15 protein-coding genes are annotated in these 13,556 nt (G+C 29.2%); 5 read left to right on the top strand and 10 right to left on the bottom strand.

Going from position 1 to position 13,556, the window contains the following annotated elements:
• Positions 1 to 74: 74 nt before the first annotated feature.
• From ACQ65T_RS07335 to ACQ65T_RS07350, 4 genes are all read left to right on the top strand, one after another.
• Positions 75 to 1,076 (top strand): glycosyltransferase, encoded by a 1,002-nt coding sequence (locus ACQ65T_RS07335; protein ID WP_430400433.1) that lies wholly within the window; start codon positions 75 to 77, stop codon positions 1,074 to 1,076.
• A 1-nt stretch (position 1,077) separates the two neighbouring features.
• Complete coding sequence (gene coaE, locus ACQ65T_RS07340; RefSeq protein WP_430400434.1) at positions 1,078 to 1,665, top strand: dephospho-CoA kinase; 588 nt, start codon at positions 1,078 to 1,080, stop codon at positions 1,663 to 1,665.
• A 71-nt stretch (positions 1,666 to 1,736) separates the two neighbouring features.
• Positions 1,737 to 3,320: a sensor histidine kinase gene (locus ACQ65T_RS07345; protein WP_430400435.1), complete on the top strand. Its 1,584-nt coding sequence runs from the start codon at positions 1,737 to 1,739 to the stop codon at positions 3,318 to 3,320.
• A gap of 11 nt (positions 3,321 to 3,331) precedes the next feature.
• Positions 3,332 to 4,030, top strand: a complete 699-nt coding sequence (locus ACQ65T_RS07350; RefSeq protein ID WP_430400436.1) for a response regulator transcription factor — start codon at positions 3,332 to 3,334, stop codon at positions 4,028 to 4,030.
• Between the two features lie 42 nt (positions 4,031 to 4,072).
• On the opposite strand, the gene miaA is transcribed toward ACQ65T_RS07350, so the two are convergent.
• From miaA to ACQ65T_RS07390, 8 genes are all read right to left on the bottom strand, one after another.
• The gene (gene miaA / locus ACQ65T_RS07355) at positions 4,073 to 4,996 is read right to left on the bottom strand and encodes a tRNA (adenosine(37)-N6)-dimethylallyltransferase MiaA (RefSeq protein ID WP_430400437.1); all 924 of its coding nucleotides are present in this window, start codon (positions 4,994 to 4,996) and stop codon (positions 4,073 to 4,075) included.
• Complete coding sequence (locus ACQ65T_RS07360) at positions 4,989 to 5,828, bottom strand: ion transporter (protein WP_430400438.1); 840 nt, start codon at positions 5,826 to 5,828, stop codon at positions 4,989 to 4,991. The genes miaA and ACQ65T_RS07360 overlap by 8 nt, the downstream gene beginning before the upstream one ends.
• An 18-nt stretch (positions 5,829 to 5,846) precedes the next feature.
• Positions 5,847 to 7,208, bottom strand: a complete 1,362-nt coding sequence (locus ACQ65T_RS07365; protein WP_430401338.1) for an exonuclease domain-containing protein — start codon at positions 7,206 to 7,208, stop codon at positions 5,847 to 5,849.
• Between the two features lie 39 nt (positions 7,209 to 7,247).
• A complete protein-coding gene (locus ACQ65T_RS07370; RefSeq protein ID WP_430400439.1) occupies positions 7,248 to 7,910 on the bottom strand; it encodes a YggS family pyridoxal phosphate-dependent enzyme in 663 nt (220 codons plus the stop codon).
• A 99-nt stretch (positions 7,911 to 8,009) separates the two neighbouring features.
• A complete protein-coding gene (locus ACQ65T_RS07375; protein WP_430400440.1) occupies positions 8,010 to 9,227 on the bottom strand; it encodes a DUF1015 domain-containing protein in 1,218 nt (405 codons plus the stop codon).
• Positions 9,228 to 9,473: 246 nt separating this feature from the next.
• Positions 9,474 to 10,364, bottom strand: coding sequence for a 3-hydroxyacyl-CoA dehydrogenase family protein (locus ACQ65T_RS07380; RefSeq protein WP_430400441.1), 891 nt, complete (start codon positions 10,362 to 10,364; stop codon positions 9,474 to 9,476).
• 11 nt (positions 10,365 to 10,375) lie between these two features.
• Positions 10,376 to 10,930 carry a hypothetical protein gene (locus tag ACQ65T_RS07385; RefSeq protein ID WP_430400442.1) on the bottom strand — a complete coding sequence of 185 codons (555 nt, stop codon included), beginning with the start codon at positions 10,928 to 10,930 and terminating at the stop codon, positions 10,376 to 10,378.
• A gap of 32 nt (positions 10,931 to 10,962) precedes the next feature.
• Positions 10,963 to 11,931 carry a Gfo/Idh/MocA family protein gene (locus ACQ65T_RS07390; RefSeq protein ID WP_430400443.1) on the bottom strand — a complete coding sequence of 323 codons (969 nt, stop codon included), beginning with the start codon at positions 11,929 to 11,931 and terminating at the stop codon, positions 10,963 to 10,965.
• A gap of 99 nt (positions 11,932 to 12,030) precedes the next feature.
• On the opposite strand from ACQ65T_RS07390, the gene ACQ65T_RS07395 reads away from it, so the two are divergent.
• Positions 12,031 to 12,672: a protein-L-isoaspartate(D-aspartate) O-methyltransferase gene (locus tag ACQ65T_RS07395; RefSeq protein ID WP_430400444.1), complete on the top strand. Its 642-nt coding sequence runs from the start codon at positions 12,031 to 12,033 to the stop codon at positions 12,670 to 12,672.
• Here ACQ65T_RS07395 and ACQ65T_RS07400 read toward each other — a convergent pair whose 3' ends face one another.
• Together ACQ65T_RS07400 and smpB are read right to left on the bottom strand one after the other, a co-directional pair.
• Positions 12,673 to 13,035 (bottom strand): helix-turn-helix domain-containing protein, encoded by a 363-nt coding sequence (locus tag ACQ65T_RS07400; RefSeq protein ID WP_430400445.1) that lies wholly within the window; start codon positions 13,033 to 13,035, stop codon positions 12,673 to 12,675.
• A gap of 17 nt (positions 13,036 to 13,052) precedes the next feature.
• The gene (smpB, locus tag ACQ65T_RS07405; RefSeq protein WP_430400446.1) at positions 13,053 to 13,505 is read right to left on the bottom strand and encodes an SsrA-binding protein SmpB; all 453 of its coding nucleotides are present in this window, start codon (positions 13,503 to 13,505) and stop codon (positions 13,053 to 13,055) included.
• Positions 13,506 to 13,556 lie beyond the last annotated feature (51 nt).

A 13,556-nucleotide genomic window follows, 5' to 3' on the forward strand; every position in this document is an offset into this window, starting at 1 on the left:
TATTAAATATATTTTTAAAGTCCCACTTAGGTGGGACTTTTTTATTTTACATATCTTTGTGTAAAATGTAAAACATGTATTTTTCTTTTATAATTCCTGTATATAACCGTCCAGAAGAAATTGATGAGCTTCTTCAAAGTATAGTTTTATTAGACTTTGATACTGCTTTTGAAGTGGTAATTATCGAAGACGGTTCTTCAATTACTTGTGAAGCTATTATTGAGAAGTATAAAGAAGAATTAGATATTTCTTATTTCTTAAAGTCAAATTCTGGTCCAGGAGATTCAAGAAATTTTGGAATGCAAAATGCAAAAGGAGATTACTTTCTAATCTTAGATTCAGATTGTATTTTACCAACAAACTATTTAAAAGAAGTAGAGAAATCCTTAAATAGCCAATATGTTGATTGTTTCGGTGGTCCCGATAAAGCTTTAGATAGTTTTTCGAATATTCAAAAAGCTATTAACTTTAGCATGACTTCTTTTTTAACAACCGGAGGAATAAGAGGCGGTACTGAAAAGATTGATAAATTTCAACCTAGAAGTTTTAATATGGGCCTTTCTAGGGCTGCTTTTGAAGCTTCTAAAGGATTTGGTAATATTCATCCAGGTGAAGATCCCGATTTGTCTATTAGACTTTGGAATTTAGGATACAATACAAAACTTATAAAAGAAGCTTTTGTGTATCATAAAAGAAGAATAGATTGGAATAAGTTTTATACTCAGGTAAATAAATTTGGTAAAGCACGACCTATTTTAAATAAATGGTATCCAGAGTATGCTAAAATAACGTTTTGGTTTCCAACTTTATTTTGCTTTAGTTTTATTGTAAGTATAGTTTTGTTAGCATTTAATATTTCAATATTTTCAATTTTATACTTATTTTATTTTATTTTATTGTTTTTGATCGCATTGATTCAAACTAAATCTTTTCAAATTGCTGGTTTTGCTATTGTTGCATCAATAATTCAGTTTTATGGATACGGTAGAGGTTTTTTAACTTCATTTTTTAATTTAAATATTTTGAATAAATCTGCAGAAAGAGCACATCCTGAATTATTTTTTAAACTAAAATAATATGACAAAAATTATTGGTTTAACTGGTGGGATTGGGAGCGGTAAGTCTACTGTTGCAGCCTATATTGCTTCAAAAGGCATTCCTGTTTATATCGCCGATGAAGCTGCTAAAAAGATTATGAATCGTAAATCGGTCATTTCTGAAATATCAGTTATTTTTTCAGAAAATGTTTTAGATGAAAAGAATAAACTAGATCGAAAAAAAATAGCATCAATTGTTTTTAATAATCCCGAAAAATTAAAAGAATTAAATACAATTGTTCATCCAAAAGTAAAAAAACATTTTTTAAATTGGCTAAAACGGCATAGAAATCACTCATTTATCATTAAAGAAGTTGCTATTTTATTTGAAACTGGAGGAGATAAAGATTGTGATGCAATTATTTTAGTCACAGCGCCAGAAGAGTTAAGGATTCAGAGAACAATTAGTAGAGATAATTCAAATGAAGTTAGTGTTCGTGAAAGAATTAAGAACCAACTTTCTGATAAAATTAAGAAAAAAAGTAGTAATTTTATTATTAATAACGTAAAATTAGAGAATACTTTATTCGAAGTTGATAAAATTATAGAAACTTTAAAGAATTCGTAAAAAGTTCTATTAATGTTAATCTTTGGTTAATGTTATTTAACTTGAAATGTTAAAAAGTTAAATTTGTATCGATGAATAAGCAAAGATTCCGATTATTAGTTTTTTTAATGAGTTTGTCATTAATCGGCATAATTGTAGTTCAATTATATTGGATAAACACTTCTTTAACGGTAAACCAAGAACAATTTAAGAACCATGTTCAACAAGTAATTGGTAATGTTGCAGAGAATTTAAACAATCAAGAGTTTATTTCATTTATTACAGAATACAACAAATTAAAAGATAGTATTGGTGAGGAACCGGAAAGAAATGTTTTAAAAGAAATATTTTTTTATGAAAGGAATACAAATACTAATGAAACCATAATTTACACGAATACAATTGTAGCTGAAAATTATGGAATTAATGGATCGTTCTTTGATAAAAAAGCCGACAGTTTAAATGTTGGCAATATAGTATCTAACAGAAAAACTGAAATTTATAATGGTAATGGAATTGATAACTCATTAATTGAGTTGAACAAAATGCCAGATTTAACTATTAAAAAGACAGGTAATGTTACTGCTTATGATAAAGCACAGTTTGAGGTAATGTTTAAAGATATGGTAGCTCAAAGACCTATTCAAGACAGAATTTCAAATGATAAATTACAAAAAATATTAAAAGACGAATTAGATAAATATGGTGTTAAAACACCATTTGAATTTGGAATTTATAGTAATGGATTAGCAACAAAAATCCGTTCAGATAAGTTTAAGTACGATAAATCATCTACATACGGAATTCCAATTTTTCAAGATAACGAGAACAGAAGCATGTATCAATTACTTGTTTCATTTCCACAAAAAAATAAATTTGTCTTTTCGTCAATTCTAGGAATAACTTCTTTATCGTTGTTGTTTACTTTAATTATTGTTTTAACTTATTCTAGTGCTTTAAATCAGTTGATAAAACAAAAGCAGATATCGGAAATTAAAACAGACTTTATTAATAATATGACGCATGAGTTTAAAACACCTATTGCAACTATAAATTTAGCTTTAGATGCTATTAAAAATCCAAAAATAATCAATGATCAAGAAAAGGTAATGCGTTACCTTCAAATGATTAAAGATGAAAATAAAAGAATGCACGCTCAAGTAGAAAATGTTCTTCGAATTTCTAAATTAGAGAAAAATGAATTAGATATTTCAAAAGAACCTAGAGATGTAAATGAAATAATTGAAGTTGCAATCGATCACGTTGGGCTTATTGTAGAAGATAGAGAAGGACAAATAAACGTTCACTTTAATGCAAATAGAACAACAATATTATTAAATGAAGTGCATTACACTAATGTGTTAGTTAACATTTTAGATAATGCAATAAAATATTCCCCAGAAGCTCCTATAATTGATATTTATACTGAAAATGTAAAAGATTCAATTTTAATAAAAATCAAAGATCAAGGATCTGGAATGAATAAATTAGCTCAAAAGAGAGTTTTTGAAAAATTCTATAGAGAGCACACAGGAGATATACATAATGTAAAAGGTCATGGTCTTGGATTAGCTTATGTAAAGCAAATTGTTGAAGATCATAACGGAGAAATATTCGTAGAAAGCGAGAAAGGTAAAGGAAGTACTTTTACCATTAAAATGCCATTAATAAATTAAAAAAAAAATATATGGAAGCTAGAAAAATTTTATTAGTTGAAGATGATCCTAACTTCGGAGCAATTTTGAAAGACTATTTAATGCTGAACGACTTTGATGTTACTTTAGCTAAGAATGGTATGGAAGGATTTGAAAAATTTAAAAGAGAAGTCTTTGACTTGTGCATTTTAGATGTAATGATGCCTTATAAAGATGGGTATACTTTAGCAAGGGAAATACGTGAAAAAAATCAAGAAGTGCCTATTATCTTTTTAACTGCTAAAACATTAAAAGAAGATGTTCTAAAAGGTTATAAAGTAGGAGCTGATGATTATTTAAATAAACCTTTTGATTCTGAAGTTTTATTGATGAAGATTAAAGCAATAATGACCAGAAAAGCTTCAGAAGTAAAACCAGATAACACTAAATTCGAGTTTATTATTGGGAAGTTTCATTTGAATTCTAAATTAAGATTTTTAACTTACCTTAAAGAAGAACCAATTAAACTTTCTCCTAAAGAGTGTGAGTTGTTAAAAATGTTAGCTTTACATGAAAATGACTTAATGCCAAGAGAATTAGCTTTAACAAAAATATGGAGAGATGATAATTACTTTACTTCTCGTAGTATGGACGTTTATATAGCTAAACTTAGAAAGTATTTAAAATTAGATGAAAATGTTGAAATTTTAAATATTCACGGTGAAGGATTTAGATTAGTAGTAAGAAAGTAATCAAATATAAAATAAAAAAAGCTCTGAAAATCAGAGCTTTTTTTATTTTATATCTTTTTCTATTTCCTTTATTATTATTTCTGATTTAAAAGGAAATGTAAACCATTTTGTGTTTTCAGTTCGCTTAAACCAAGTCAATTGTCGTTTTGCAAAGCGTCGTGTATTCTTCTTTATTTCTTCAACTGCAAAATCTAAAGTTATTTTATCATCTAAATAATCAAACAATTCTCTATAACCTACAGTTTGTAAAGCATTCAAATTTTTATGAGAAAAAACGGATTCTACTTCTTTTAATAAGCCTTGGTTCATCATAATATCAACACGTTGTTCGATTCTACTATACATAATCTCTCTGTCAGCCTCTAAGCCAATAATTATAGGAGTAAAGTTACGTGTGTTGCTTTTCTTTTTCAAAAACGAAGAATAGGGTTTTCCAGTTCCTATACAAACTTCTACAAAGCGTTTCATTCGTTGTGGGTTTTTAAAAGTCTGCGGATTGTTCTCAGCGATGTAATTATAATAGTCTAAATCCAATTCTTTTAAAGTTTCAACCAAATAATCTAATCCTTTTTCTTCAAAATCAGTATTTAGTTGCTCACGAATAGATTCGTCAATAGCAGGAAAATCATCAAAACCATTTAAAACAGCGTTCACATATAACCCTGAACCACCAACAATTATTTGAATATTATTTTTCTGAAATAATTCGTCAAGCTTTTCAATAGCTTCACGTTCAAATTCACCTACATTATAATTCTCTAAAATAGATTTATTTTGAATGAAATGATGTTTTGCAGCGTCTAATTCTTCTTTTGATGGAACTGCTGTACCAATTGAAGTTTCTTTGTAAAATTGACGACTGTCACATGAAATTATATCACAATTAAAATATTGCGCCAATTCAATACTTAATGCTGTTTTTCCAATAGCAGTTGGACCAATGATAGTAATTAGATAATTAGTCATTTAGTAAATGATTTCCGCAATTATAACAATAGTTAGCGTTTTTAGTTTGATTTTTTGCGCCACAATCAGTACAAGATTCATCCGAATTATCTTTTTCTTTCTCATTACCTTGTTTTGCAATTTCAGCTGATACTATGCCTGTTGGAACAGCAATAATTCCATAACCTAAAATCATTACAAAAGAAGCTAAGAATTGCCCCAATGGTGTTACAGGTGATATATCTCCATAGCCTACAGTTGTAAGTGTAACAATGGTCCAATATATACTTGTAGGAATACTTGTGAAACCATTTTCTTTTCCTTCGACAACGTACATTACTGAACCAATAAGTATTGTGCTTATCAGTACAAAGTAAATAAAAACAATAATTTTCCCTCTACTAGCAATTAAAGCATCTTTAAGTTGATTGCTCTGTCCTGAAAACTTTGGGTGATTTAATATTTTAAATAATCGAAGTAAACGAAGTGCTCTTACTATTGATAAAATGCCAGATCCTGCAAAAATTTGCGCAATGTACATTGGTAAAGTTGCAATTAAATCTATTATTCCATAAAAACTAAAAATGTATTTAATAGGCTTATTTATGGTAATGATTCTTAAAATATATTCAATAGTGAAAAAGATTGTTATAACCCATTCTATAATAATTCGTTCATCATGAAATTTAGCTTCAAAACCAGCAACAGTTTCCATCATGGTTAAGAATACGCTCAATAAAATAAGGCCAAGTAATATTAAATCAAACAATTTACCAGATACTGTATTTGTACCATAAATGATAATATAAGCTTGTTTTCTAAATTTTTGATATTTTGATTTTACTTCACTCATGTTTCAAAAATACAAAATTTAAAATCGAACTATTTTTAAAGCTTTCTTTTTTCTGATGTAAGATTGAATAATTGTTCTGACATCTTTATTGTTTTGCATTGGAATGATGATTTTTTTCAATATTTCAATCTTTGAAATTTGATAATTTAAATCATAAAAAGCATAACCTTTATAAATACCATTTTCAATTAAAACAGCAGTTCTTTCGCCTTTGTTCCTTCCTACATCAACTACAACCATGTTTTGATTTTCAAATGAATTTTTAGCAATACATTCTTTTACACGAGTATTATAATTTTCAGTAGATTCTTTATCGATGCAAGCTCCATAACATTGTTCTATATCATATTGAAAGCAACTTTTTTTAGTATCGTATAAACCGTTTATTTTTTGACAAAGATTAAATTGCTCTGTCATACGAAACAAAGCATTTTTAGCATCTTGAGAAGTTGTAAAAGAGGTTAATTCTTTTTTTCTCCCGTCAGATTTTGCAATTTTAATTGCTAAATATCCTTTTTCGTTCTTTTCAACATACAAAGCCCACGGAAATAAAGATTTTCGTTGCGCTCTATTGTAAATAGGTTTGTTAATTTTTATTTCTTCACTTTCTTTTAGTAAAGCAACAAGCTCGCTTCCGGTTTCTTCAAAAGTTACGGCATAAACATCGCGTTGTAGTTTTTTGCTTTTTGCACTTGTGCCAGTAAAATGCTGATTAATTCTTTTCTTGATGTTTTTACTTTTACCAATGTAAATAATATCGCCTTTTTCATTATGAATGTAGTAAATGCCGGTTTTAGAAGGCATTGTTTCTACTAAATCTAATAATTTTGGACTTAATCCCGATTTTACTTCGGTTTTAATAAAACTCTTTACAATTTCTTTGGTTGAATCTTTTGAAAGTAAAAGTTTAAATAGTTTTACGGTTGCTAGCGCATCTCCGCTTGCTCTATGTCTGTCCGTTACCGGAATTCCTAATGAACGAACTAATTTTCCTAAACTATAAGATTCTTGCTCTGGAATTAATTTTTTTGATAATTCTACCGTACAAAGTGTTTGTTTTTTAAAATCGTATCCTAATCGTTTGAATTCGGTTTTTAAAATCCGATAATCAAAAACAGTATTGTGCGCTACAATTATACAACCTTCGGTAATTTCAATAATTCGTTTTGCAACTTCATGAAATTTTGGTGCAGAACGTAACATGGCATTGTTTATACCAGTAAGTTTTACAACAAAAGGTTGGATTGGTTTCTCTGGATTTACCAAACTAATAAATTGGTCTACTACTTCATGACCATTGTATTTGTAAATGGCTATTTCGGTAATTCCTTCTTCATTATATTGTCCACCAGTGGTTTCTATGTCAAGTATTGCGTAAATCTTCTTCTTCTTTTTAATTAATTTTCTCTAAGACTGTTATTATCTACCGCCAAAGATACTACTTCCTATTCTAACCATAGTGCTTCCACATGAAATTGCTAGTTTGTAATCGCCACTCATTCCCATTGATAGGGTTGTAGGTTGAAGGTTTTGGGTTGTAGGTTGATTTTGTAAATTATCAAAAATCGATTTTAAATTTTTGAATTCTTTTTCAATTTGTGTTTGATTATCTGTAAAAGTAGCCATTCCCATTAAGCCAACAATTTTTATATTTTTTAGTTCTTTAAACTCTTCTGAAATAAGAATTTCTTCTAATTCCTTTTCATCTAAACCAAATTTAGTTTCTTCTTCGGCTATAAAAACCTGAAGCAAGCAATCTATGACTCTATTGTTTTTTGCTGCTTGTTTATTGATTTCTTTCAAAAGCTTAAAACTATCCACACCATGCACCAAACTCACAAATGGTGCCATGTATTTTACCTTATTGGTTTGTACATGACCTATCATGTGCCATTGAATGTCTTTTGGCATTTGTTCCCATTTATCTGCCATTTCTTGGATTTTGTTTTCTCCAAAAATACGTTGACCAGCATTGTAGGCTTCCATTAAATCGGTAACAGGTTTGGTTTTAGAAACCGCTACGAGTGTTACGTTTGCAGGAAGTTGGGATTTTATGTTGTTGAGGTTTTGTTGGATTGACATCTTAATTCTTATTTAATGAGATTTATTTCATCTGTTCGCTATCGCTCGAGCCTCCTTCGTCGAAAAGACAAGTTTGTTTTTATTCTCTTTTCTCTTTAATTACAATTCATATACTACAAGTCCACTTCTAAATTTTGGTTCAATGTAAGTACTTTTTGGAGGCATAATTAAGTTGTTATCGGCGAAAGCTTTAATTTCATTAATGTTGGATGGATATAGCATAAATCCAACAGCAAATTCGCCATCATCGACCTTTTCTTTTATTGCCGTAACCGATTGCTTTCCAGAAATGTAATCAATACGTTCGTCGTTACGTAAATCGCCAATTCCTAATAAAGGCTGAAGTACAGTATCGTATAAAATTTGAGCGTCGAGTTTTTGTTTTATTCCTTCTCGTTGTTCTTTGTGTTTGAAGATTAAAGCGTAGAATTTTTCATCTAAATACATTCCAAATTCTTTCTTGTTTTGCGGTTTCCATAACTCTTGTTCTTTCGATTCAATTTCGAAATTTTCAGCTAATTTTTCCAAAAAAGCTTCTTTGATAAATCCGTTTAAATCGCGAATAATTCTATTGAACTCATAAATCTTCACATTGCTTTCGGCAATTAAAAAACTCATAAAGTAATTTAAATTAGGATTGCCTAAATGTTGGTCTTGTTCTAAAAGTAATTCCGCTGAAGCCGAACGATGATGACCATCGGCAATATATAAATTCGGAATTTCTTCAAAATGATTTTCAAGCCAGTCGATATCGCTTTGCGTATCTATTTTCCAAAGTGTATGTTTTTCTTTATTGGTTGTAGAAAATTCATAAATGGCTCTATTTTTCTTTTTCAATAAAATCCACGTGTTTATTTCTACACTATCGGGATAGGTAATTAAAACGGGCTCTGTATTAAAGCGGGTTTGATGCAAGTAATCTTTAAACATTTCTACACGATATTGTAGCGTGTCTTCGTGTTTTTTAATGACATCATTTTTATAATCTTCAACCGATGCACCAGCAATAATACCTGTAAAAATATCATTTTTTGTTTTTATTTCGTACAAATAAAATGCTGGAATTTCATCTTCAATAAAAACGCTATTGTTTTTAAAATCTTGAAATTTATTTGCAACTCCTTTAAAACGTTTTTCTAAACTAATGTTGTGTACATTTTGATACGCCGGATTTATAATGTGTAAAAAGGAATACGGATTAAAGTTTAACCAAGCAGCAAGCTCAGCAGCACTATAATCTTCGTAGTTTCTACACGTTACAAGTCCAACTTTATCGGTTGTAGGACGAACTGCTTTAAAAGGAATTATTTTGCTCATTAAGAGAAATGTCTATTTTTTTAATTTTGTTTTCTTTTAGAATTACGATACTTATTTGTAATTGCTATAATTGAAAAAATGTTGACTATAATCAATATATGGAATCCTGTTTTCTTTTTTTGAAAAAAACTTTCTGTAAAAAAATCAGTTTCTAATAGGATAATCGACATGGTAGAAAATATAAACAATCCCCAAAATATATAATATTTTCTTTTTGAGATTGCTTTACTTTTATTTAAACTCATTTTATTTACTAAATTGAGAAGAAACTTTCTCTGCTTTTCTGCTTTCTGCATAATCGTAGAAACCTTCACCAGATTTTGCTCCTAATTTTCCTGCCATTACCATGTTTACTAATAACGGACAAGGTGCATATTTAGGATTTTTAAAACCGTCGTACATAACGTTTAAAATTGCTAAACATACGTCAAGTCCAATAAAGTCAGCTAATTGTAAAGGTCCCATTGGGTGACCCATTCCTAATTTCATAACGGTATCAATTTCTTCTACACCAGCAACACCGTTGTATAAAGTTTCGATGGCTTCGTTAATCATAGGCATTAAGATTCTATTTGCCACGAAACCAGGATAATCGTTAACTTCTGTTGGTGTTTTTCCTAATTTAACAGATAAATCCATGATGATTTTAGTCACTTCATTTGAAGTAGAATAACCACGGATAATCTCAACCAATTTCATGATTGGCACCGGATTCATAAAGTGCATTCCAATAACTCTTTCTGGATGTAATACTTGTGCAGCAATTTGAGTAATAGAAATAGATGAAGTATTTGAAGCTAAAATTACGTTATGGTCGCATACTTCGCTTAATTGCTTAAAAATGTTCATTTTTAAACCTACATTTTCTGTAGCAGCTTCCACAACTAAATCACAACCTACAACGCCATCTTTAATGTCGGTATACGTAATGATGTTTGAAATAGTCTTGTGTTTATCGTCTTCAGAAATTACACCTTTAGTAACCATACGGTCTAAGTTATTGGCAATAGTTGCCATACCTTTTTCTAAAGATTTTTCAGAAATATCGATTAATTTTACAGTAAATCCTGATTGAGCAAATGTGTGAGCAATTCCGTTACCCATTGTTCCAGCTCCAATTACAGCTATTTGTTTCATTTTGTATTTTTTTAATTTTTAATTTTATGATTTAATATATCTTCTTTTATAACTTCAAATTCTTTTTCATTAATAATTTCAAGTTTTTTCAACCAAGAAAATTTATTTATTTCGCTACTAGATTCATTATTATAATTTATTTCTAAATATGTTTTTATTAAGTAATCATTTCTACGATTATAAATTTCATCAATTATTTTCTTTTGATTTTTATCCTCCAAAACCCAAATATCCATTTCAGTTTCTGTGTTTAGTACTATGAAATTTACAATTGATTTCTTGTAGAGAAAATAAAAAATTGGAGCGCCAACCAAAAACATCCATGACCATAATCTTGTTTTTAAAATGATATTCGAAACTAAAAATAACATTCCAACAATTAAAAAATATATTGCTCTGCTTTTATGCCCCTCATTCTTTTCGAAAAACTCATGTGATCTATTTGTAATATCTTCGAAAGAAATGAATTCAGTTTTAAGAATAGATTTATCTTTTAAAGTAAAATTTAAACCATCTTCTTCAAATTCAAATTTTAAGGAATTTCCGTTTTTATTTTGAGTAAACATGAAGTTAAAATATTATTGTTTTAAAGTTGAATTTATCTTTTCTCCATTGAATCAATAATCATGTACGCAACACGAAGTGCTTCAGTACCGTCTTCTAAAGTTACAATAGGAGTTGTATTATTGTTTATAGCATCTGCGAAAGCATTCAACTCATCTAAAATGGCATTGTTTGGTTCTACACTTGGATTGTCGAAATAGATTTGTTTTTTAATGCCTTCTGCATTTTGTAAAATCATGTCAAAATCGCCAGGAACTTCTGGTGCGTCTTTCATTTTTACGATTTCACACACTTTATCTAAATAATCTACTGAGATGTAAGCATCTTTTTGAAAGAAACGCGATTTACGCATATTTTTCATGGAAATTCTACTCGATGTAATATTGGCAACACAACCGTTTTCAAATTCGATACGTGCATTTGAAATATCAGGCGATTGGCTTAAAACAGAAACGCCACTTGCATGAACCGATTTCACTTTTGATTTTACAACGCTTAAAATGGCATCAATATCATGAATCATTAAATCTAAAACCACAGGAACATCTGTACCACGAGGATTGAATTCGGCTAAACGATGCGTTTCAATAAACATTGGGTTTATAATTTGATTTTTTACTGCTGTAAACGCAGGGTTGAATCGTTCTACGTGACCAACTTGTCCTTTTACATTATATTCTTTTGCTAAAGCAATTATTTCTTCTGCTTCTGCAACCGTATTAGAAATTGGTTTTTCAATGAAAACATGTTTTCCAGCTTTTATAACTTCCACTGCACAATCATGATGAGAAAGAGTAGGAGTCACTATGTCTACGACATCAACTGCGGCTATTAAATCTGCAATTGTATCAAATTTTTTATAACCAAATTCAGTAGCTACTTTTTTTGCATTATCATCAAATGGGTCATAAAACCCAACTAATTCATATTTTTCTGATTGATTTAATAATCGTAAATGTATTTTTCCTAAATGACCAGCACCTAGTACGCCAACTTTCAACATAATAGAGTATTTTCAACAAAAATAGCAATTAATTGATAAAATAAGATTGATAATTGGTATTTTGTTTTCTATTTTTACCAAAAACAAAACGACTTCAAATTGAACGATACATCAAAACATCAAGGCCTTAGAAATCAATTGGCTAAACTGCTTGAAGAAAAAGGAATTACATCCAAAAATGTATTAGATGCTATACGATTAATTCCCAGACACTTGTTTTTAGATTCAAGTTTTGAAAATTTTGCTTATCAAGATAAAGCTTTTCCAATTGGTGCAGATCAGACTATTTCTCAACCTTATACAGTTGCTTTTCAAAGCGAATTGTTGGATGTTAAGAAAGATGATAAAATTCTAGAAATAGGAACTGGAAGTGGATATCAAACAGCTGTTTTATGCGCAATGGGAGCAACGGTTTACAGTATTGAAAGACAAAATAAATTATTTAAAAAAACATCCTTACTATTACCAAAATTAGGGTTTAATCCAAAGAAACTAATTTTTGGTGATGGTTATAAAGGTTTGCCAGAAACAGCTCCTTTTGATAGTATTATTGTAACTGCAGGTGCTCCTTTTATTCCACAGCCATTAATGGCGCAATTAAAAGTAGGAGGTAAGTTGGTTATTCCGTTAGGTGAAGAAAACCAAATTATGACGATGTTGATTCGTAAAAATGAAACCCAATTTGAGAAACACGAATATGGTGAATTTCGATTTGTGCCGCTTTTAGAAGATAAAAATTAACTATTTTAAATGGGTAAGTTTTTGTTTTAGAATTTCAATTTCATCTAAAATTGAAGCTATTTCGGCTTTGTTTTCTTGTTTTACGATATCAAACCCTTTTTCGTTAAAAAGTTCAGTAATGGCTTGAATTACAAACGGATTTAATTCAAACTCATTTTGGAGTTTTACTTTGTACCAAGCTATTAAAGTGGTTTTTAAATTAAGATTTAAAATTTCAACTAATTTTTGAACTTGAATTTTTGTAGGTATTCTATTTCCATTTTCAAATTTACTTATCAGTGCTTGGTCAATTGAAGTAAGTTCAGCTAATTTTCTAGTTGATAGCTGCATTTTAATTCTAGCGTTTTTAAGTATTTCTTTCAAAAAAATAATATTAGAAGTTAAAAATTCTTTTTAATTCTATCAATTTCTCTCTTAGTATCGTTTTCTTTTAAAGTTTCACGCTTATCGTAATTCTTTTTACCTCTACATAAAGCAATTTCAATTTTAGCCAATCCCTTTTCGTTGGTGTATAAACGTAATGGAACAATGGTTAGACCTTTATTATCGCTATCTTTATTTAGCTTTTTTAACTCTTTCTTATTTAAAAGCAACTTTCGTTCACTTTTGGCTTTGTGATTATAATGAGTTCCATATAAATACTCTTCTATGGTAGCATTTATTAAAAAAAGTTCATGATTATGAAATTCACAAAAACTTTCGGCAATTGAAGCTTTACCTAAACGAATAGATTTTATTTCCGTTCCTGTTAAGACGATACCTGCGTTATACTTGTCAAGTATTTCATAATCGAAACGAGCCCTTTTGTTAAGTATGTTTGCGTTTTTTTGCATGATGTTGCAAATGTATAGTATTTGTCTATTAATTTAAATTTTTCTTGCTTA

This window comes from Flavobacterium sp., from assembly GCF_965284515.1.
Lineage (GTDB): Bacteria > Bacteroidota > Bacteroidia > Flavobacteriales > Flavobacteriaceae > Flavobacterium.